This is a genomic window from Paracholeplasma brassicae (assembly GCF_000967915.1).
GTDB lineage: Bacteria > Bacillota_I > Bacilli_A > Acholeplasmatales > UBA5453 > Paracholeplasma > Paracholeplasma brassicae.
This window is the reverse complement of the sequence record NC_022549.1, coordinates 1613337-1634584: the sequence shown is the minus strand read 5'-3', so window position 1 is coordinate 1634584 and position 21248 is coordinate 1613337. Positions and strand designations below refer to the sequence as shown.

Below are 21248 nucleotides of genomic sequence, written 5' to 3'. Positions count from 1 at the left end.
AGAAACACACAATTTTCCATTTGTGTGTTTCTTTTACTTTATATTATTATCTAAATAGGTTATAATACGTAAAAGGAGTGTTTAATATGAACGTTCTATTTATCTATAACCCGGAATCCGGTAAAGGTAGAATCAATAAAAACATCGAGTTGATCAAAAAAGAATTTATTGATCATGGGTATTTACCAACCATCATTAAAACAAACAAACCAGGGGATGCGAAAGACCTCTCGATCGAATACGGCAAAGGGTACGATTTGCTTATTTGTGCGGGCGGCGATGGGACGTTGAGTGAGGTTGTTAATGGATTGATGACCTTAGAAAAACGGCCAACCGTTGGCTATATCCCAACAGGAACAACCAACGATTTAGCCCACATGCTTGGCTTACCTAGAAAAATCAAAAAAGCCTTAAGAATTATACTAAAAGACGGCGTTAAAGAGAAGATGGATATTTCTGAAATCAACAACACCTATTTCACTTACGCGGCTGCCACAGGTAAGTTTGCCAAAGCGTCCTACGATGTTAAGAAAATCGATAAAGTTCGATTTGGCCATTTAGCCTACGTCGCAAGAGGTATCAAAGACGCGTTTGTTGACTATAAAATGCCAATGAAAATCACTTATGACGGTGGCGTTTTAGAAGACACTTTCGGTTTAATTTTAGTCTTAAATGGGCCAAGAGTCGGTGGGGTTAATCTATTTTTAATTAAAAAGTCAAAACTGAATGATGGCGTAATTGAAGCTAAAGTATTTAGAAGAAGAAAAGGTAGAACGTTATTTACGATACTGTCATTCTTTGGGTTTGGCGGATTTTCAAACAAATACGTCAAAACATTGAAATCGCCATATTATGAAATTCAAGCACCAGCATCGGTTGAATGGAATACCGATGGTGAGAAAACACATCAAGGAACAATCAAGGTTAAGGTGCATCAAGAAGCCTTAGAAATGATTGTCTCAAAACGAGCAAGTAAGCAATTATTCATCAAAAAATAAGAGAGGGACATTGACCTTCTTTTTTTTCAAATAGAATTTAACAGAATTTCATATGAGAATTGTCAAGATTTTTACGTTTTTATGAAGTGATTCTTGATATAATAAGGAAAAGGACGTGAACAAATGAGATGGCTAAGGTTTATCAGACTATTTAGAGAGATATTTAATAAAAAACGATTGCCTGATTTGGATTTCATTCAAAATGAAGGGTTATTAGCGGTTAAAATCGCGCAAACCTTCGCCTTAAGAATTGATTTTTTAAGTGAGGCAACGTGCGTTCATTTATCAAAGTTATACACCAAGACAACCCCCATTTTAAAAGAAGATACGAAAGCACTGATTCAAAGTTACACAAACAAAGACTTCCTAGATCAGTTTGAGTACTTTGATGAAGAGCCGATCGGCAGTGCTTCGGTGGGACAAGTCCACCGAGCACGACTAAAAAATGGAGAGGAAGTCGTGATTAAGTTCATCAAAAAAGACTTCAAGAAGAAATTCGAAAAAGACGTCAGGTCTTTAAGACGTTTTATTTCTTTTATTATTTTCTTCTATCCCAAATTAAAAAAAGTGGCTGACCCACAAGGCATTATTGAACACATTGAAGAATATACCCTTGCTGAGCTTGATTTAAGAAATGAAATCAAACACGCCAAGGTACTAAAAGAGATTTATTTAAAGAATAAGGACGATTTTAGTTTAGACCGTTTAAAGTTTCCAACGCTCTATGAAGCGTTGTCAAATGAACATGTGCTGGTATCAGAGTTCATTGAAGGACCGACCGTTGATTTATTACTTGAGGAAAAGAAGTTGCCGTTTAATGATATTTTAGAGATCTTCCATATCCACGGGTTCTATATCTTTTTAGTAGGGACATTTCATGGAGATCTTCACCCAGGTAATTTAATCATTAAAGATCAAAACTACTACTTTATCGATACGGGTGCGATTTCTAAAGTAGGCACTAAAATTCAAACCGGACTATTTAATTTCATGGCACATTTGGCTTATTACGACTTTGAGGGTTGTGCAAAAAGCTTAAATGAGATGGCAGAAGTCGAAATCCACGGCAAACAATATGAGGCATTTAAAGAAAAACTATTAAAACTCTACGTCGGTTTTGAAGGTACTACCGTCAGCGAAGAATCGTTAACCAAAAAAATGATGGAAACCATCAAGCTTGGGGTTAATTCCGGTATGGAGTTTGAAAAAGGAATGTTTCCAATCATTAAGAGTATGATGTATTTGGATGGGATGGTCTTAAAAGGCGCACCAGATACGGTTTTAATGGTTGAGATGAGACGGTTTATTGAAGAATTCAATGAAGCTAGAAAGAAGGTAAGAAAGTGAAAAAAATTGCGATTATCGGGGCAGGCCCTGGTGGGCTATCCGCTGGGATGGTGTTAGTGACTAAAGGCTATGAAGTGCATGTGTTTGAAAAAGACGATCGAGTCGGTGGTAGAAATCAACGAATGGATGTGTCAGGGTATCAATTTGATTTAGGCCCAACCTTCTTAATGTATTTAGAAATTCTAGAAGATGTTTTTAAGGAAGCCGGTGAGAATTTAAGGGATCACTTAGAACTAATTCAATTAGACGAACTTTATAAACTGCGTTTTAATGACGTCACATTTAATATGAATAAAAACAAAGAAAAAAACTATTTAATGTATGAGGAGTACCAAAAAGGCTTAGGCGATGCTTACGTTAAATGGTATCAAGCACAAGAAAAGAAATTAAAACTAGCGGCACCGATACTTAAAAAACCATTTCCGAATTACACCCACTTTTTTAGAAAAGACGTTTTAAGGATGGCACCATACGTGCACCCGCTTCAATCGGTTTATAAAAACTTGTCTAAGTTTTCAAAGAACGAAGCGTTCATTCATTCATTATCCTTTCAAGCGAAGTATTTGGGGATGGCGTCTTACAAGGCACCATCGTTATTTACAATTCTACCCTTTTTAGAACACGATCTTGGTCTATACCACGTTAAAGGTGGGTTAAACCAAATCAGCGAACAAATGGCTAAAATCATTCAAGCCAAAGGTGGGCATTTGCATCTAAACACACCAGTAGAAGAAATATTAGTCAAAGATCAAAAAGCGTATGGGTTAAGAATCAGTAATGAGACGCATTTATTTGATGAAGTGATCATTAATGCGGATTTTGCTTACGCGATGGATAACTTAGTGAGCCAAGACAATTTAAAGAAATACAAGAAAGAAAAACTTGCAAAGAAAAAATACAGCGTTTCAACGTTCATGCTTTATTTAGGACTAGATACGATATTAGACATTAATCATCATGAGATTATTTTTTCTAAGGATTACGAAAGCTATTTAAAAGGGCTGATGAATGATGAGTTAATTGATGACTTTAGTTTGTATGTGCATAATCCTTCGAAAACAGACCCATCCTATGCTAAGGATGGACACTCAAGTCTTTATGTGTTGATGCCTGTACCAAACGTAGCATCTACAATTGATTTTGAAAACCGAAAAGACGAACTCACACAAAAGGCTATTAAGCTATTAAATCAAACCTATGGCATCAAAATTGAAGATCACATCGTGGCTAAAAAAGTCATTACGCCAAACGATTGGCAAAAAAATCACAACGTTTACCTAGGGGCGGTCTTTAATTTAGCGCATAACTTAGGTCAGATGTTAAACAGAAGACCACAAAACAAATTTGAAGAGATTGATCACGTGTATTTGGTTGGTGGTGGCACACACCCAGGCTCTGGGTTGCCAACGATCTATCAGTCGGCATTAATATTAAAAAACTATCTATAAAGCAAAAGATAGCAACTTGGTTTTGTTTAGGGAGATATGGGGGACATAACGTTTGAGTAAGCACAAGCACTTAAAATTTTATATTTACTTTTTTATTGGCTTGTCAGTGATCATTACGCTATTTTTTACAGGGGTTGCGATTAACTCAGTCCAAAATGAAAAGGTAAAACAACCAGAAATTTATCAGGAAAAGGTCTCTGGATTGGTCGAAAGCTCTCAAACTTCGATCGAAAACTCAATGATGGCATTTGAGATCATCTCAGGATTGATTGAAGAAAAACTCTTGATTTCAAGTCACATTCTAACAGAAATACCATTACCCTATTGATTACGTAAAGATTGATAAGTATTTTATCGACCGTATTCTTTCAACAAAAACCGATCGCTTACTTACAACCGACATTGTATCTATTATTCATAAAATGGGGTACAAAGCAGTGGCAGAAGGTGTTTAAACATTAGAACAAAAGTCATACTTGGATTCTGTTGGTTGTGATCTGATTCAAGGCTATTTAACAATCTAATCAAGAAGTCCCCTTCCTCTATAGGTAGCGGGATGAATTGATTTTTTTGTTTTTTTTTGGAATATTATATATAAAACATGGTATAATATAAATATAATGAACATTCGGTATAATTACGGAAAGAAGGCTATATAATGTTAAAATTAGACACGAATTCACATTCAGTCTTTATGTTGTGGTATCACTTGATTTTAGTCACTAAATATAGACGTGAAGTCTTTACAGATGACATCTCTAATCGTGCTAAAGAGATTTTTGAAAATATAGCTACTAATTATCATATTACCTTAATTGAGTGGAACCACGATTCAGATCATGTTCACGTTTTATTTAGGAGTCACCCAAAAACCGAACTATCCAAATTCATTAATGCCTATAAATCAGCTTCATCTCGATTAATCAAACAAGAGTTTGAATCTGTACGTAACAAGTTATGGCAGTCTTACTTTTGGAGTCAAAGTTTTTGTTTGTTAACTTCGGGTGGTGCACCGATCGATGTGATTAAACAGTATATCGAAAGTCAGGGTGAAAAAGATGAATAAAGCCTTTAAGTTTAGAATCTATCCAACGGACACTCAAAAGACTTTGATTCATATGACCTTAGGCCATAATCGCTTTCTATGGAATAAGATGTTAGAAGACAAACAAAAACATTATGAGTTAACTAAGGGCATGTTATATAACCGTCCTGCTCAGTATAAAGATACGTATCCCTTCTTAAAGGATATTGACTCGTTATCCTTAGCCAATACCCAACTCAATTTAGAAAAAGCCTTTAGAATGTTCTTTAGACGAAAACAAGACCTGCCTAAGTTTCACTCTAAGAAACAAGACTATGGTTATACGACTAATTTCGTTAATAACAATATCGTACTAAAGAAGGGTTATATCAAACTACCTAAACTAGGTGATGTTAAAATCAAACAACACAGAACCATACCTAGTGATATGTCTATAAAGAACGTTACGGTATCTAAAACAAGTACAGGTAAGTATTATGTTTCTATTCTATATGAATACCAAATAGAGATTAAGAAACAAGCAGTCAATCATTCAATAGGTCTAGATTTCTCAATGAATCATTTCTATATAGATGACCAAGGATTCAAGATGGATTATCCTAAAGCCATTCAAACAGACTTTACGACATTAAGAATCCTACAAAGAAGTTTATCTAGAAGAGTCAAAGGGTCTAGTAACTATGATAAGAAGGCATTAGAAATCGCCTTGTTATATGAAAGAATCAAACATAAAAGAGATGACTTCCTACATAAACTATCTAACGCGATAGCCAAGCGTTATGATTTGGTGAGTGTAGAAGGTTTGAATCTGATAGATATGTCTCAAACAAGTCCATATTACGCCAAACAGATATCTAGATTTGGTTGGACTAGATTTGTATCCTTCTTAAAGTACAAGTTAGAAACACAGGGTAAAAGCCTGATGATGATGGATCAGTGGTATCCATCATCTAAGAGATGTAGTTGTTGTGGGGACATCAAAACAGATTTGAAGTTATCTGAGAGAGTCTATTATTGTCCAAATTGTGAGTTACATCTTGATAGAGATCATAACGCAGCGATCAATATCAACAGAGAAGGATTAAGACAATATAAGTTAGCATTTCAGTTATAAAAGGATTCAGAACCGTAGGGACTACGGGGATAGCCTATTGAGTCACTGGTGGGTACATCGGTTTGGATAGGAAGCCCCCACTTCGATTAAGTGGTGGGTAGTTCACTCAGTAAGCCACTGATTTAAGGTGAGGCAATCAACCGAGTAAAACCCTAAGTAGGCAAAGAAAAACAATCAGAGGTTCTTTTTATAGAATCTCTTTTTTGTTATTTTTATGGTATATTTGTTGCTTGTTAAATAATTAATTGATATAATACAAACTAGCAGTCCGACCGGTCGGTCGGTATAGGAGGGTTTATGAGTAAATACAGTGTAAAAAAACCAATCACCGTTTTAATGGGTGTTTTAATTCTAGTGGTGTTAGGGGCGTTTTCTTTAACGAGATTGCCTTTGACACTATTTCCTGATTTAGAACTACCATATGTGGTGACAATTACAGATTATCAAGGGGCAAGTCCTGAGGTCGTTGAAAAAGAAGTCGCCAAAAAAATAGAGGCAAGTGTTGCCACAATTGGTAATTTTAGTGAGATTTCTTCGATGTCAAACGAACATTTTGGGATTTCTATGATTACCTTTAGTGAAGGATCAAACATGGATTCAATTGTGGTTGAAATGAGGGAACTCTTAAACAACATTTCGTTTCCAAGTGGCGTGGGTAGTACGAGAATTCTACGCATCAGTCCAGATATGTTACCGGTTGTTACGTTAACCTTATTTAAAGACTACGAGGCGGATTTAACAGATGATGAGATTTTGATTCTAAACACACAGTGGTTAAATGAAACGGTTCTACAAGAACTACAAAGTATTCCTGGGGTTGCTGATGTCAGTATTACTGGTAATGCCGATGTGGTCTTAGAGATTAACTTAGATCAAACTAAGCTTGCAGCGGTGTCGTTAACACACGATCAGGTCTTACAAACCATTGAAAACCAAAACATTTCTGGTTTGGTTGGGGTTGCGCTTGACAATGGGCAACTTCGCATGCTTTATTTGGGTAATGAAATTGCATCTCTTGATGAGATTAAAGCTTTACCGATTACATTCATCAATAATGAAGTTATCTACTTAGAAGACTTGAGCATTGAGGGTGGGATTAAGTATGTAAATGCGAATACTGATACGTATTCAAAGATTAACTTACAACAAGGCATTCAAGTCTCATTTACCAAACAATCGAATGTGGCAATTACCGATGTGTCAAAAGCCATCTTAGCTAGAATGGATGAGTTAGTAAAAGAAGATTCGAGTGCGCATTATGAAGTGATATTAGACCAAGGTGAGTACATTAACTTATCGATTGGATCTGTTTTACAAAATCTAATCATTGGTGGCTTACTAGCCATTGTGATACTATTTATGTTCTTAAAAGATATTAAACCAACCTTGATTGTTGGTCTAGCGATACCGATTTCTGTAATCACCTCATTTATGTTGATGTATTTTGCTGGGGTGAGTTTGAACTTAATTTCAATGGGTGGTCTTGCACTTGCTATCGGCATGCTTGTGGATAATGCGGTCGTTGTGATTGAAAATATTTACCGTATGATTTCCATTGGTAAGTCAAAAACAGAAGCTGCAATTGAAGGTGCTAAACAAGTAGCAGGTGCGATTACAGCATCAACAATCACGACGGTCGCTGTTTTCTTACCGATTGTCTTTATTGAAGGGATGATTGCAGATATCTTTATGTCGATGGCACTAACCATTGCGTTTAGCTTGGGTGCTTCCTTATTTATTGCGTTAACCGTGGTGCCTTCAATGGCTTCACGCTTATTAAATGATCAAAAACCTCAAAAAGAAGGTAAATGGATCAAAGGGTTAAAACTGGCGTATGAAAAAGCGGTTAGTTTTACCTTAAAAAGAAAAGTACTAACGCTTGTTTCGGTGGTGGTATTACTCGTGTTATCGACCTTCTTAGTTGCAAGAAAAGGATTGATCTTAATTCCTGAGTCTGATGAAGGCGTGGTTTCAATTAGTGTGGTTACCTCCTCAAGCACAAGTTTTAGTGATAAAGCGACTTATACCGATGAATTAACAGAATTACTACTTTCAACGTTTGGAAAAGACATTGAATCTGTGAGTGCATCGATTGGGGCTTCTGGTGGTATGAATCTAATGGCGATGGGCTCAAGTTCGGATATTTCTATTAGTGTGTCCTTAGATGAAAACAGAAGTAAGAATACGAAGACATTAGAAAAAGAAATACGAGCGTTAGTCAGTGAGTTTAAATACGATCACTTAAGTTCATTTAATTTAATTGAATCAACCGTGAGTTCACAAAATAGCACAGGGGCTCTCTTAGGCTCTAGTGGGATTAATATTAAGGTTTCTGGTTATGATTTATATACGCTAGAACAAATCACCAATGATTTAGTTTCTATTTTAAATGATTCAGAAGGCATAACAAAAGCCGATAACGGTATTAGTGTGGGTGAGAATAATGTCAAAGTGACGGTAATCAAAGAAGAAGCAATCAAACACAATTTGACAGTTAAAGATTTTAACCAGAGCATTTCTAATCTGTTTGTTGGTCTTGATGCCCTAGGGGCAAGTAATGAAGCCACTGTGACATTAGATGGCATTATATATGATATCAATCTACCAAACGAGTCACTTCAAGCAGGGATATCTTTAGAAGCGTTTGGCAGTTATCAAGATTTCTTATCAGGTGTTTATGTGTTTGATTCAAGCACACAAGCTTTGATTGATCAATATGTAGCTAATAATGGCAGTATTTATACAATTATGCCTAGTGGTTTTGAAGTAATTGAAGGTCAAGTTGTTCCAATACTACCACTGCGTTTGGTTGTTGATTCAAGTTTAAAAGTTGATGGTGGTATGATTGTAAAAGATACAGATCCGCTAAGTACGCTTGTTTCATTAAGTAGTTTAGGTGTTTCTTTATTTGAGACAACTAATCCAATTGCAGATGTATCATACGTTACAGGATTTAGTGTGATCAATACCGACGGTAGTCAACGATATTTTAATGTGACAGCTCAAATCGAAGAAGGTTATAATGTAACACTTGTTTCTAGCGAGGTAAATCAAAAGATTAATTCGTATTTGAACTCTAATGAGTTTAAGGCTTATGGTATGGGTTATCGTGTAGAAATTGCGGGTGAATCAGAAGAAATTGTGTCTGCAATTAGTGATTTAGGTCTAGCGTTAGTCGTAGCGATATTGCTTGTCTACATGGTGATGGCCATTCAGTTCCAATCCCTAGTTTATCCATTCATCATTCTAATGACGATTCCACTTGCGTTTACCGGTGGGATGATTGGGTTATTTGTCACTGGCGGCTATTTAAGTCTTGTTTCTATGATGGGCTTGATTATCTTAGTTGGTGTGGTAGTCAATAATGGGATTGTTCTTATTGACTATATCAATAAATTAAGAGAAGATGGTATGGGGGTAACTGATGCAATTATTGAAGCCGGGAAAACCAGACTGCGTCCAATTTTCATGACCTCACTTACGACCATTCTTGGTCTTGGTGCGATGGCAATAGGTATTGGTGAAGGCTCAGAGTTACTCCAACCGATGGCAATTACTGCGATTGGTGGCTTACTATACTCAACCATTTTAACCCTACTAGTCATTCCAGTGGTTTACGCGTTATTTAATAGGAAGAATATTAAGAAAGAAGCGATTCAAGATGATTCAAACCAAAGATAAAATCATTGAAGTGGTTGTTAATCACATCAAAGATGGTAGTAATTTATCGGAGCTCTCTTTAAATCAAATTGCAAAAGAAGCAAACATCGGTAAAAGCACGGTATATGAGTATTTTAAAAGTAAAGATGAGATGATATCAAATACCTATCTATATTTATTACAGACGTATGAAGGCATCTTGTTAACCGATTTGATTGAAGGCGATTTTAATGAGCAAATGCGGTTTCAACTGTCTTTAATTCTAAAGGTCATGAGAGATGCCAAACAATTGATGGATGCGATTATGAATCAAAGCATCAAAGAAGTGCCTTTTTTATCAAGAGTGCATGAAGAACGCATTAAAGTCATTCAATCAAACATGACGGATAGGTTTAACCGAATTTTTGAAAAGGGTATTTTGGATAATCAAATCTTAGTACCAAGAAAAGAACATAAGTACGTTGTTCAAGCATTGATTTCAGGGCTTATACTTCAACAAGCAAATAATGACATGAAGATGAATGATGAAGAAGCACTCGAGTTTACGCTAGAACAACTGAAGAAGATATTAAATTAGTAACTTCTAAAATCAACAACTTATAGAGAAAAAAAGATACGAATTGACTAAAAAGTCGGTTCGTATCTTTTTATGATTAATCCCACATTAATTCAATCCCAGCGTGTATACCTGTGTCTTCATAAAGAAGTGTTTTTTTATGATATAGCTTTAAAGTGATGGTCCCAGATAGACCTTCTTTTATGGTGTTGATCATTTGTCCATTTGTTGGGGATATCAACACGGCATCTTTCTCTTTTTTGGCTGTCACCACTAAGGTGTAGCTACCTTTTTTAAGTTTGAATGAAGACGTCATCGAATCTAAGGATTCTATCGTGATTTTTGATCGGTTATAGGTTGAGAATCTGTATTCTTTGTTGTCATAGATGAGGTTAACAATCAATCCCTTGAAGAAGAAAAGTTTGAATGGGATCACTGCGTAAGAAAACATGAAAGACGTTTTCTCGTTTTTAAAATGATTTGACTGAAGCCAGATGTACTTACTAGGAAAGGATTTACCCCAATCTTTTTCAATGTAGGAAACCTCGTCTTTGTAAGTGGTGGTCTCTTGATTGATTGTTAAATGTCCACTAAAAACTGAACGCATAGAGACAATCCCATGATAACATTCCATAAAATTCAAATACGCGAATGGCCCCATGATGTTTGGTTGATAGAAGTTTGTCTTAATCGGGGTGTGTGAGTTTAAATCAAAGGTTGCAGAGATAGTGGTTTGTTCGTCTGTTAAGTGAATTCGAACATAATCTTTTTCGAAATGATTGTGATTAATATCGATTTTAAATTCATCTTTGTTGTAGGTGAAATCACTTAAAGGAAACTTAAAGTAATGTGTTTTTAAAGAGTCTTTTGTGCTGATGAATACTTGAATAAAACAGTGTGGGTCTTTTTTGTTGATTGAAACCCCAGGGATAAATGCAATTGAGCTTTCTTCTTTTTTACTAACAAACTTGAAGTACCAACCTTCAAAGTAATTGTTTTTCTTTTTAGACCCTTGAAAGAGCTCGGGGTGTTTGATGTGCTTTAGTGCCATTAATGATTCTCCTTTTTAGAGCGTATGCGTTATTTTATCAAGGATTAGGAATATGTGCAAGAATGAAACAAACGTGTGCACGACAAAAAGTGCACACGTTTTTCGATTATTTGGTTGTTTGTTTTTTCTTACCAAAGTGAAATAAACCAAGTAGTAAGAAAAATAGTGTAATCAGAAGTGTAATGATAAACACAGGGATTAAACCAAATTGATAGATTAGAGGTACTGAAATTGCAGTCATAATCCCCCCACCTACAAATGGCTCAAACAAGAGTTGTTTATAGCCAAAGGCTTCGAGGGCTTTGGATTTATTTTTGGTATCGACGATTCTAATCAGCATTAAACCAATCGCGGTCATTCCCATGGATTGGCCATAATCCCCAATGCCTCTTTCAAACCAGTATTCAGGTAACATACGTTTAGCTAAAAACATAAAGACCAGTGTGTTCCATAAAATACCTGTGATGCTTAGAATTAAAAATACCTCGATGTTTGATCCAATTACCGTTAATGAAAGCGCAGCGATTGCAGCAACCAACAAGAAATCGAGTGCAAGGCCTTGTAGTCTGACAATCATTTGACGGTTAATGATTTCGGGTTTATCAAATTTGTTAATAAAAAACTGCACGATAACTCCGCCAAGCATAGCAAGTGGAAACAGTGGAATGTATTTAAACATGTAAAAACCTGTTTTTCCCCAAGTGATGTCTTCAATCCAAATGAGGCCTTTTTGCATTAATACACCAAAAACAACGGCCATTGCAATCACACCTAAGTGAAGGGCTAAAGGTTCAATGGATTCAGGCGATACAGTCATAAATGACGTCGGCACACGTTCTTCTTTTGGAATGATGCCGGTGACCTCCGTTACGTCCATATCTTTTTTCTCTTTCAAAAAGGCGGTTTTTTCTTTTCTTACGGCCCAGTTGATCATAAAGACGCCAATCAATACGCCAAAGACGATTCCAACCGTCGCAAGCCCCATGGCGAGTTCAGCACCATCCGGATAGCCAAGTTCAATAAACGTGTCTTTTAAACCAGCGGCTGTACCATGTCCACCTTCAAAGGCGATTTCAATTAACGCACCAGCCATTGGGCTTGCGTTAAAGAAGGGCACAAGTATGAGTAAGGTAACAAGCGTACCAACAACGTATTGACCCCAAGCAAGTGTTTGACCAAAGGCGACTTGAGGACCTGCGGTCTTCCAAATATCTTTAACTTTTGGTAGTTTTTTACCGATGAATAGACTTGCAAAAATGATCGTAATTAATAAACCCGGTAAGGATTTAAATACGGTGAGCATTTCGACCGTTAATAACCCATAAGGGCTTTTATCTAAGAACTTGCCTAAAACCTCTGGTCCAATCATCAGTAGTAAAAAACCAGCGATTACAGAAGAGGGTAGAAAGAACTTAGAAAATATCTTAAAATTGATCCGAATGATTTTAGCAATTAATAAAGCAATCGCTAGTACCAAGATACTTAATCCGATTTGATTTGGTGTCATATTAAAACTCCTTTAAATTTGATATTTACTTTTTACATAATGTAATCTAGCAGGCTTATTTTACCACAAATTGCTAGAAACTGGACACTTTTTATCCCGTTGTTGGCGATAATCTATCCCAAGTTTATGTGTTTTGGATCAATAATCAATGAACAATCAGTCGTTTTAATTTCACTGATTGGTTCTGATTATGTGCTATAATAGAGCTAAAAATAAGCTTATGGGAGAAATAAAATGAATGAGTCAAGATTAACGAGTAAGAAGTGGTTAATTATAGTTTTGTTTGGTTTAATCGGACAGGTGGCATGGACGATTGAAAACATGTATTTGAATGTCTATATTTATAAGACAGTCACCTATGACCCAAAAGCGATTGCCTATATGGTTTCCATTTCAGGTGTTATCGCTACTTTTTCAACCTTAACGATGGGGGCGTTATCCGATAAAATCGGAAAACGCAAAGTCTTTATGAGTTATGGGTATTTGTTTTGGGGCTTATCGATTGTTTTGTTCGCCTTGATAACAAAAGATAACGTCAGCCGTTTGTTTCCGAATGTTGATGTGGTCTTTTTAACCGTATTTTTGATTATTGTGTTAGATTGTCTCATGACTTTCATCGGATCAAGTGCAAACGATGCGGCGTTTAATGCGTGGGTGACGGATAATACAACGTCATCAAACCGGGCAAAAGTCGAAGGGGTATTATCGAGTATGCCTCTGTTTGGTATGCTTTTGGTATTTGGGGGTTTTGATGGATTTACTAAAAATGGCCAGTGGTTTTTGTTTTTCTTAAGCGTTGGCGTGCTCGTCTTTCTTGTGGGTTTTATTGGTCTTTTTATGATTAAGGATGCCCCACTTGAAAAAAAAGAGTCGTCATATCTTAAGGATTTGTTTCATGGGTTTAGAATAACTACGATCAAAGAAAACAAACCAATGTATTTGATTTTTGTTGTGGTCTCTATTTTAGGGATTGCGCAACAAATCTTTTTGCCGTATTTCATCATATATTTTGAGTTTTACATGGGCTTTGGAAATTACGTCATATTACTAGGTGCTGTGCTCATTTTAGCATCGATTCTTAGCATATCTTTTGGAAGAAAGGTCGATAAAAGCGGTAAAAAAGGCTATTTGACATTAAGTGTGGCGATCTATGTTCTTTCGATGTTTGCCTTAGGGTTTTTAGGATTTTACTATCAAAAGAACGACGGCATTAGTTTTCTTTTGACATTGATTTTTGGTGTGTTGATGATGGGCTTTTACTTAGGGGCGATGGTGGTATTAAATAGCCTTTATCGTGATTTAGTTCCTAAGGCCTACGTGGGTGTCTTTAGCGGGATTCGAATGATTTTCTTTATTCTAATCCCCATGGTGATTGGACCATTCATTGGGGCATTTGTGATAAGCCAAGGTAAAGGCACGTTTATCGATGAGTTTGGCGTATTACAATCGATTCCTAACCCTGGTATCTTTATTGCTGGGGCGATTGTAGGGCTTCTTAGTTTTTATCCGATCCATTATGTGAATCAAGCGATTAAAAATCATCAATAGAGATAAAATACAATCATATGTGAGGTTTTTTCATCATAAATGATTGTTTTTTATATGATTTCGTCTTTTTTTCAAAAAAAGAGATATTTTGATTGTTCTAAAGGTATTGTTTTTTCTTTGTTGTGATATAGTGAACTTAGAAAGGGTGTGTGGCAAATGAAACGAAGTTTATTAGCACTGATGGTCCTTTTGATTGGCTTTGGCTTAGCCGCATGCCAACAAACGACCAGTGAAATTGGATTACAAAGCGTTGGGTCAAAAGAAACATTAAAAACACTAGTGACATCTTCAAGAGACGTGTTTAATTATGGGCCTGAGGAAACAACGGATGCCGTTGGTGATCAAAAGGTAGAAGATAGAACCTCAGAAACTAACAGTCAAGTAGAAGGCGTTATTGAGGGTGATGTGGTTAAAGTGGATGAAAACTACATTTATCAAATTGATCAAGATAAGTTGAAAATCACTTCAATTAAAGGATCATTAGAGGTAGTATATAACCAAACATTATCAAGTGATAACACATACACGTATTTAAGTGATCTTTATTTAACCCCTGATTATTTGGTGGTGATAGGTTACACTTACACTTATTTTTACGAAGATAATAAAGAAGATTTTTACTACGTTAGAGGTTCTAATCAAACGACCATTTATGTGTTTGAGTTAGAAACGTTTTCACTCGTAAAAACCTATGAACTCTCAGGGTATTTGAATTTATCTAGACAAATCGATCAAACGCTTGTGGTGATGACTTCTACCTACATTGACCTAGAGCTTGAAGACCCAAGACCGGTGGATGTGATTGATGGTGTGATAAATAGACCTAGTTATGAGGAAATCTACTATCATGAGTCATTAGAAAAACAAGTATTTAATACGATTTACCTCATCGAGTTGGATGAGGTAATCAAAGAAGAACGCTTTGTGTTTTTAGGCAGTTACTATTATGGGGTTAGTTATGTATCGAAAAACGGTATCTATCTAACAAGCTATCGTTATGAGTTTATTGATAGTAGTTATTTAGAAGACCACCGTGTGTTTGCGTTTTTGTTTGAGAATAGTGCGATTGTTTTTGGTGGTTATCAAAGCTTTAAAGGCTATGTGCTCAACCAGTTTTCAATCGATGAGTACGATGGGCACTTAAGGTTACTCTCAACCGAGGGTTTTGGTGATTCAATTGTTAACCATCTTTATATTTATAAGAAGATTTTAGTTGATGGCATAAATCAGCTTGAATTGGTTTCGCACTTAGATGAGGGCATTGGTAAACCAAGAGAACGAATATTTTCGGCACGGTTTAATCAAGACGAACTGACGGTCGTCACCTTTGAACAAACAGATCCATTCTACGTCATTGATTTAAGTGATCAAACAAACCCTGTGGTCGTTGGGCAACTTGAAATACCAGGTTTTTCAACTTATCAACACGTCTATCAAGAAAACGTCGTTTTAGGTATAGGTGTAGAAACCGAAGGGCAAATCCAAGTCGGTTTGAAGCTCTCGATGTATGATGTCTCTAATCAAGATAAGCCAGTTGAAATTGGGTTACCATTGGTACTTAGAAACGATGAATTTGGGTATACCTATGGTGAGGCACTCTACAATCATAAAGCGATTTTATTTGATATTGAAAACGATTATTTTGGTTTTAGTGTTGAGCGATACACTTACGATGATTATCGCTACAACTACATCAATGAATATGTCCTTTTCGGGGTGGATTTAGAAAAAGAAACCCCAATTGAGATTATTAAAACCATAAGTCATCAATCAAATGAATCTAATTCGAATTATCATGTGTCTATCAAACGGGCAGTCTATGTGGGCAATTATTTGTACGTGATTAGTCCTAGTTTCATTACAAAACACGACATTGGCAATCAGTTTAACGAAACGGCTAGCGTTGTTTTTGATTAAACGCTAAGTACTTAAAAAGCATGTCTTTGACTAGACGTGCTTTTTTTCTTGCAGGTATTAGGCTTAAGGCAAAAAGAAGTCAAAAAACAAGCTGATTATTTTGAAATAACTAAGAGATTTCGTGTTACTATAAAATAAGATACCACGAGAAAAAAAGAGTCAAAAGAGAATCAATGTCACCAAATGGTTACTTCAATCGTTTTAATAGTGAAAGGATGGCTTCTTTATGAATGAGACAACAGACTTTAATTTGTTTTATCACAGACACAAACAGACAGTGACTCAAATATGCTATAGCTATACAAAAAATATCTTCGACACGGAGGATTTGGTTCAAGACGTCTTTATTAAGTATTTGGAAAAAAGACCAGTCTTTAAAGACCAGGCACATGAGAAGTACTGGTTGATTCGTGTGGCAATCAACCGCTGTCATGATTTCTACAAAAAGAATCGACCTCAAATTCATGTTGATCAAATTAAAATCAGTGAGGCTATCGCAGATGAGCATGAGGATGAAAATAGCAAACACATGTTTGAACTGATTTGTTTGTTAGAACCGATGTACAAATCGTGTATCATCCTCTATTATTACGAAGATTTATCCGTCAAAGAGATTTCTAAGGTGTTAAAAACAAGTGAATCAACGATTAAAAAAAGACTTGAACGAGCAAGGAGTCAATTAAAAAAGACGTGGGAGGCTAAAACCAATGGACGATAAGATTAGACAATCTAGGAATCAAATTCCAACGCTAGATCATTTGTTTGACAAGCGAATTGAAGCACTTGAACTACAGTATCAGATTAAACCACAACAAAGCCTTTTTAATTATAAAAAAGGACTGATTTTAGTACTGTCTATTTCGGTTATATTACTTGTGATTATACTAAACATCAAACCAAGCATACCTTATCAAACCATCATTAAAGATAACAAACGTTTAATGAATTATGTCTATAACGAATCCATTAAAGATAAAGCGTTTAAACCGGTTGAGATTGATCAAATCTCAGATTTTTCAAAGTACTTCTTATACGATGAAGTCGTTTTAGAAGACAGCTATTATTTCATCGCTTTGGTTGACTTAGGAAGGTTTAGTGAACGCTACAGCTTAAATCAAACCGAAGACGCAGTCGAATTCATTGTTTCTAAGATACGTTTGAAAGAAAAAAATAGCACGAATTGGGTTAAAACGAGCGTACTATTTGTAAAAGTAGGTGATCAAGCGATTGGTCTATTGAGCACGAATGAAAAGGATGAAAACAACCTTTATTTTAGTGACCATCATTATTTATATCAAGAAAAGGTGATCAGTTACATTAAAACAGAGGAACAAACAGTAACCAAACTATCAAATGATTTTACACATTTATATGTGACTAATCTTGTAAACGGTGTAGGTAGTGGAAGTTACAGTCCAATCATTGAAGATTCTTATAGTCTCATTCGAAGTGAGGCAACCATTGACTTTAGTGCACCTGGAAAAAAGATTAAAACGAGCATGGCTTTTTCTGTTGTTGATGTGGTTGAGGCAGTAGGTCATCAAAAACTATATCTTCTTCAAGAAACGTTTGAAAAAGAGGTTGTAGTCTATTTAAACTACAATCAAAAAACGATCATATCTGATTTGATAGATAACATAATCACATATGATCAACTTCAAAAAGGCGATGAAGTGATTGTTTCCTTTGAGACTTTTTATAGTGATTATTTACCACTAAACATTTACCCTGATGAAATAAAGCTTAAAAGAACCATACCAAATGAAGCCTTTATCGTGTTTGAGATAAATGAATTTGACGCCTATGACGTCGTTGGGCTAAAAGAAGGAATGATACCTAAGACGTTAGTCATACCATCAAGTTATTTAGGAAAGCCAGTCACAAGCATTAAGAAAGAGGCGTTTAGTTCTAGTAGATTAATAGATGACATAACATTTGATGCATTAATCATAGAAGAAGGGATTAAAGAGATTAAAGAAAGCGCGTTTGCGGGTATTAATTTAACTAACGATTTGGTGATACCCGTTAGTTTGACACTCATTGAAAAACAAGCGTTCTATTCGATTGATGTGAATGTCAGCTTTCATAAAGCACATAGTAATCTTGTCCTAGAAGAGCATGCATTTAGCCTAAGGAAATTAAGTAAAGACGAGGTAAGGACAATAAGTCTACCAAGTAATTATTTAAGCACGTATCAGACACTATACCGACCAATTGCTGGGTTTGAACTATTAGTCGATCAAAGTGAATATGAAGCGTATCGTGGTTTACTTGATTTAAATCACTATTACCCTTATGAAACTGAATTTTTAACGAGTGAGGGTTATGTGTATGTTTTACTTAATGATGGGCTTGAGTTGGTTTATTACACTGGTGATGAGACAAACCTTAGCATAAAAGAACAAATCAACGGTATCAATGTGACTAGCCTATCATCGAATTTATTTTCAAGAGTGGATGATATGCATCAGTTTACAAAGATTGTGATCCCAAAGACCGTGAGTCAAATGACGCATTTGACCTTAGAACTCAATCAAACACAATTACCAACGTTTGTTTTCTTAAGCCTAACCCCACCTAGAAACCACCAGGCATTAATGACGATTTTACCAATCAATTTGAATGCGTATTTCGTCGTGCCTTTAGACTCGAAAGAAGCATACGATGAGACCTATGGGCTTCTTCAAATCCAAGAAAGAGTCTCCTATTTAACAAAAGAAGCATTAAGCCGTTACGAATAATGAAAAAAAAACACGTCTGTGGCTAGCATACATCAGGGCCTTAGGCGTGTTTTTATTTTTATGATTGATAAAAGCGACTCATTTCTCTAACTTCCTCGTTTGTTAGCTGATGGCCGTTTTGATGAGAAAAGGTCGTTAAGACAAGCGCCTCATCCATCAGTTTGATGAGGTATTGTGTCTCAACTAAGGAAGTCATCGGGTCGTTATTCCCGTAGGTAATTAGGGTTTTAGTTTGCTGTTTGAGTGGTTTTTTATCTTTATAGGTGAGCATTGGGTGTGATAAAATCAGTTGTTCGAATGGTACTTCTTTAAGAAATAGCATAGATAAAAGAAGATTAGCACCATTTGAATACCCAATGGCGGTTGTCTGTTTGATATCAAAACCATAGCGGGTACTCGCTTCTATGATAAAGTCAAGGGCTTCATTTGAACGGTAAGTGACGTCTTCTAAATCAAAGACACCAAAGGCCAACCGGCGAAAGAAGCGGTTCATATGACCTTCTTTGACATTGCCTCTAAGGCTTAGTATGTTGGCGTTTTTATCAATTGTTTTGGCTAGGGGAATTAAATCTTGTTCACTACCGCCTGTGCCGTGAAGCAAAATAAGTGTTTTTTGATTGTTTCCTTTTAGATAGATATGGTTCATTGGTTTAGTTCTCTCTTTCTATGGTTATGGTCGTGCCTAAGGTCGTGTAGTCGTTGCCTGCAAGTCTGCCGATGGGCTTTAATAGGTCTTTATTGATTTTGCCGTCTTTTAGGAGGCCTTCTTCGATATGAAACATGACGACTTCACCTAAGAAGAAATCTGTTTCTATTTGGTTGTCTTTTTCGATCGGTAGGTAGGCATAAAGTTTGATTTCCATGCGTATTTTAGCTTCTTTGATACTTTTGGTTGAAATAAGGCTGGAGTCAATCAAGGTGAGTTTACTGTTTGTTATTTCTGATTTACCATAAGGTAGTGGTTTAGAGGTTTTATTTGCATCTTCAAGGTAGGATTCATCCACAACATGTAAGACAAAACTCTTTTCTCTTAAGATGTTTCTTGCGGTGTCTTTTGGTTCATGGTTTTTTCGTTTGACACTTAAACTGATGATCGCTGGGCTTGATGAGACAATGTTGACATAAGAAAATGGCGCAGCGTTTGTCGTCTTATTCTCATTAAGTGTTGTGATTAATGCCACGGGTCTTGGTAGAATACTACCAATTAATAACTTGTAGATTTCCCTATCCGTTAGGCTTTTTGTGTGCAACTGGGTCATTTAGATTTCCTTAAGACGCGTTTATTAAATGGCAGTAAGACCGCTTCAATTTGATGTCTGTAAGGCTCATACTGTTTGGGTAGTTTTAAGGTCTCACCTAAAGTTTCTAAGGGTTCGTCTATCGTAAAACCAGGGTTTTTGGTTGCGAGTTCAAATAATATTTGGTTGTGATCTCTAAAATAAATGGATTTGAAATAGTTTCTGTCTTTGACTTCGGTTGGAGTATAACCAAGACGCTTTAACTGTGATTGAAACACTTTTTCTTCTTCTAATGAGTCTACACTTAAGGCGATGTGGTGGACAATACCAACCCCCATGGTTGCCTTAAGAGAAGGTTTCTTTCTTAAATCAATCGTGTGATGATGATCGGTTGAACTAAGCCTTACAAAGATATCATCTTCGTTTGTTTGATGATAGAAGAAGGTGTTTACTAACAAATCTTTGGTTTTAGTATAATCTTCTAAACTTAAAACCACACCGCCTACACCAATGATTGAGGATGATTCGTTGATGTCATCAAAGACATAGGATTTAGTGATCTCTTTGTCGCTTTCTTTTAAGTAAAGCGGTAGACCAAAGGGGTCTTTAAACTTGATTAGTTTTTCATTAAACCGAATTTCTTCGGTCACTGTGGTATTAAATGAGGTTAATCTATGTTTCCAAAAATCATAAGCGCCTTTAGGAATTAATAGCCCAATTTCTGAGACTTGAGAATCACCAATGACGCCTGGTTTTGAAAATGCCCAAGGAAAAAACGTCAGCACAGAGCCAGGTGAAGCATTATAGTCACCAAAATAGAAGTGGTAGGTGTTTGGGTCATCAAAATTAACGGTTTGTTTGATAAGTCTTAGCCCTAAAATACCATGATAAAAATCCATGGTGATTTGAGGGTGACCTGAGATGGCTGTGATGTGGTGAAATCCGTAAGTTTGACTATTCATATGTATACTCCAATCCAAAAGTAGTTTGTTACCTTTTGTAAGTTTATTCTACCGAACCTTTCTTTTGGATACAAGTAAAATGCTTCGAATTCGAAATAATAAAGAATTAGAAAGGA

The 21248-nt window shown here is 36.0% G+C and carries 18 protein-coding genes; 13 read left to right on the top strand and 5 right to left on the bottom strand.

The genetic code is table 11. The features are described 5' to 3' along the window. Nucleotides 1–86 precede the first annotated feature (86 nt). The 9 genes from BN853_RS07565 to BN853_RS07530 all read left to right on the top strand — a co-directional run bounded on the left by BN853_RS07565 (nucleotide 87) and on the right by BN853_RS07530 (nucleotide 10189). Complete coding sequence (locus BN853_RS07565) at nucleotides 87–998, top strand: diacylglycerol/lipid kinase family protein (protein ID WP_030005355.1); 912 nt, start codon at nucleotides 87–89, stop codon at nucleotides 996–998. A gap of 123 nt (nucleotides 999–1121) precedes the next feature. Next, complete coding sequence (locus BN853_RS07560; protein ID WP_030005354.1) at nucleotides 1122–2345, top strand: AarF/UbiB family protein; 1224 nt, start codon at nucleotides 1122–1124, stop codon at nucleotides 2343–2345. Continuing rightward, nucleotides 2342–3793, top strand: coding sequence for a phytoene desaturase family protein (locus BN853_RS07555; protein WP_030005353.1), 1452 nt, complete (start codon nucleotides 2342–2344; stop codon nucleotides 3791–3793). Before BN853_RS07560 ends, BN853_RS07555 begins: the two co-directional genes overlap by 4 nt. A 52-nt stretch (nucleotides 3794–3845) precedes the next feature. Further along, nucleotides 3846–4121, top strand: a complete 276-nt coding sequence (locus BN853_RS07550; RefSeq protein WP_030005352.1) for a hypothetical protein — start codon at nucleotides 3846–3848, stop codon at nucleotides 4119–4121. Then, nucleotides 4117–4248 (top strand): EAL domain-containing protein, encoded by a 132-nt coding sequence (locus BN853_RS09240; RefSeq protein WP_084232994.1) that lies wholly within the window; start codon nucleotides 4117–4119, stop codon nucleotides 4246–4248. Before BN853_RS07550 ends, BN853_RS09240 begins: the two co-directional genes overlap by 5 nt. Before the next feature lie 203 nt (nucleotides 4249–4451). Next, nucleotides 4452–4859: an IS200/IS605 family transposase gene (gene tnpA, locus BN853_RS07545; RefSeq protein ID WP_030004549.1), complete on the top strand. Its 408-nt coding sequence runs from the start codon at nucleotides 4452–4454 to the stop codon at nucleotides 4857–4859. Next, complete coding sequence (locus BN853_RS07540; protein ID WP_030005351.1) at nucleotides 4852–5952, top strand: RNA-guided endonuclease InsQ/TnpB family protein; 1101 nt, start codon at nucleotides 4852–4854, stop codon at nucleotides 5950–5952. Before tnpA ends, BN853_RS07540 begins: the two co-directional genes overlap by 8 nt. Nucleotides 5953–6249: 297 nt before the next feature. Further along, complete coding sequence (locus BN853_RS07535; RefSeq protein WP_030005350.1) at nucleotides 6250–9633, top strand: efflux RND transporter permease subunit; 3384 nt, start codon at nucleotides 6250–6252, stop codon at nucleotides 9631–9633. Continuing rightward, complete coding sequence (locus BN853_RS07530; RefSeq protein WP_030005349.1) at nucleotides 9614–10189, top strand: TetR/AcrR family transcriptional regulator; 576 nt, start codon at nucleotides 9614–9616, stop codon at nucleotides 10187–10189. Before BN853_RS07535 ends, BN853_RS07530 begins: the two co-directional genes overlap by 20 nt. A gap of 76 nt (nucleotides 10190–10265) precedes the next feature. Here BN853_RS07530 and BN853_RS07525 read toward each other — a convergent pair whose 3' ends face one another. Together BN853_RS07525 and BN853_RS07520 are read right to left on the bottom strand one after the other, a co-directional pair. Beyond that, entirely contained in the window at nucleotides 10266–11219 is a 954-nt protein-coding gene (locus tag BN853_RS07525) for a tocopherol cyclase family protein (protein ID WP_030005348.1), read from the bottom strand. A gap of 106 nt (nucleotides 11220–11325) precedes the next feature. Continuing rightward, on the bottom strand, nucleotides 11326–12726 hold the full coding sequence (locus BN853_RS07520; protein WP_030005347.1) for a sodium/glutamate symporter: 1401 nt from the start codon (nucleotides 12724–12726) through the stop codon (nucleotides 11326–11328). Nucleotides 12727–12960: 234 nt separating this feature from the next. On the opposite strand from BN853_RS07520, the gene BN853_RS07515 reads away from it, so the two are divergent. The 4 genes from BN853_RS07515 to BN853_RS07500 all read left to right on the top strand — a co-directional run bounded on the left by BN853_RS07515 (nucleotide 12961) and on the right by BN853_RS07500 (nucleotide 18932). Continuing rightward, on the top strand, nucleotides 12961–14274 hold the full coding sequence (locus BN853_RS07515) for an MFS transporter (RefSeq protein ID WP_030005346.1): 1314 nt from the start codon (nucleotides 12961–12963) through the stop codon (nucleotides 14272–14274). Nucleotides 14275–14430: 156 nt separating this feature from the next. Next, nucleotides 14431–16191, top strand: a complete 1761-nt coding sequence (locus BN853_RS07510) for a beta-propeller domain-containing protein (protein WP_030005345.1) — start codon at nucleotides 14431–14433, stop codon at nucleotides 16189–16191. Between the two features lie 226 nt (nucleotides 16192–16417). Beyond that, nucleotides 16418–16909: an RNA polymerase sigma factor gene (locus BN853_RS07505; RefSeq protein ID WP_030005344.1), complete on the top strand. Its 492-nt coding sequence runs from the start codon at nucleotides 16418–16420 to the stop codon at nucleotides 16907–16909. Beyond that, complete coding sequence (locus BN853_RS07500) at nucleotides 16899–18932, top strand: leucine-rich repeat protein (RefSeq protein WP_030005343.1); 2034 nt, start codon at nucleotides 16899–16901, stop codon at nucleotides 18930–18932. Before BN853_RS07505 ends, BN853_RS07500 begins: the two co-directional genes overlap by 11 nt. Nucleotides 18933–18990: 58 nt before the next feature. On the opposite strand, the gene BN853_RS07495 is transcribed toward BN853_RS07500, so the two are convergent. Genes BN853_RS07495 through BN853_RS07485 form a run of 3 tightly spaced genes read right to left on the bottom strand, consistent with a single transcriptional unit; the run spans nucleotide 18991 to nucleotide 21132 of the window. Then, the gene (locus tag BN853_RS07495) at nucleotides 18991–19578 is read right to left on the bottom strand and encodes an alpha/beta hydrolase (protein WP_030005342.1); all 588 of its coding nucleotides are present in this window, start codon (nucleotides 19576–19578) and stop codon (nucleotides 18991–18993) included. Nucleotides 19579–19582: 4 nt separating this feature from the next. After that, entirely contained in the window at nucleotides 19583–20191 is a 609-nt protein-coding gene (locus BN853_RS07490) for a flavin reductase family protein (RefSeq protein ID WP_030005341.1), read from the bottom strand. Then, nucleotides 20188–21132: a VOC family protein gene (locus BN853_RS07485; RefSeq protein WP_030005340.1), complete on the bottom strand. Its 945-nt coding sequence runs from the start codon at nucleotides 21130–21132 to the stop codon at nucleotides 20188–20190. The genes BN853_RS07490 and BN853_RS07485 overlap by 4 nt, the downstream gene beginning before the upstream one ends. Between the last annotated feature and the right edge of the window lie 116 nt (nucleotides 21133–21248).

Bases quoted from the DNA above. Each gene is read 5' to 3' on its own strand.
- BN853_RS07495 (WP_030005342.1), bottom strand. From the start codon at position 19,578: ATGAACCATATCTATCTAAAAGGAAACAATCAAAAAACACTTATTTTG.
- BN853_RS07540 (WP_030005351.1), top strand. From the start codon at position 4,852: ATGAATAAAGCCTTTAAGTTTAGAATCTATCCAACGGACACTCAAAAG.
- BN853_RS07535 (WP_030005350.1), top strand. From the start codon at position 6,250: ATGAGTAAATACAGTGTAAAAAAACCAATCACCGTTTTAATGGGTGTT.
- BN853_RS07515 (WP_030005346.1), top strand. From the start codon at position 12,961: ATGAATGAGTCAAGATTAACGAGTAAGAAGTGGTTAATTATAGTTTTG.
- BN853_RS07525 (WP_030005348.1), bottom strand. From the start codon at position 11,219: ATGGCACTAAAGCACATCAAACACCCCGAGCTCTTTCAAGGGTCTAAA.
- BN853_RS07485 (WP_030005340.1), bottom strand. From the start codon at position 21,132: ATGAATAGTCAAACTTACGGATTTCACCACATCACAGCCATCTCAGGT.
- BN853_RS07490 (WP_030005341.1), bottom strand. From the start codon at position 20,191: ATGACCCAGTTGCACACAAAAAGCCTAACGGATAGGGAAATCTACAAG.
- tnpA (WP_030004549.1), top strand. From the start codon at position 4,452: ATGTTAAAATTAGACACGAATTCACATTCAGTCTTTATGTTGTGGTAT.
- BN853_RS07520 (WP_030005347.1), bottom strand. From the start codon at position 12,726: ATGACACCAAATCAAATCGGATTAAGTATCTTGGTACTAGCGATTGCT.
- BN853_RS07530 (WP_030005349.1), top strand. From the start codon at position 9,614: ATGATTCAAACCAAAGATAAAATCATTGAAGTGGTTGTTAATCACATC.
- BN853_RS07560 (WP_030005354.1), top strand. From the start codon at position 1,122: ATGAGATGGCTAAGGTTTATCAGACTATTTAGAGAGATATTTAATAAA.
- BN853_RS07510 (WP_030005345.1), top strand. From the start codon at position 14,431: ATGAAACGAAGTTTATTAGCACTGATGGTCCTTTTGATTGGCTTTGGC.
- BN853_RS07500 (WP_030005343.1), top strand. From the start codon at position 16,899: ATGGACGATAAGATTAGACAATCTAGGAATCAAATTCCAACGCTAGAT.
- BN853_RS07505 (WP_030005344.1), top strand. From the start codon at position 16,418: ATGAATGAGACAACAGACTTTAATTTGTTTTATCACAGACACAAACAG.
- BN853_RS07565 (WP_030005355.1), top strand. From the start codon at position 87: ATGAACGTTCTATTTATCTATAACCCGGAATCCGGTAAAGGTAGAATC.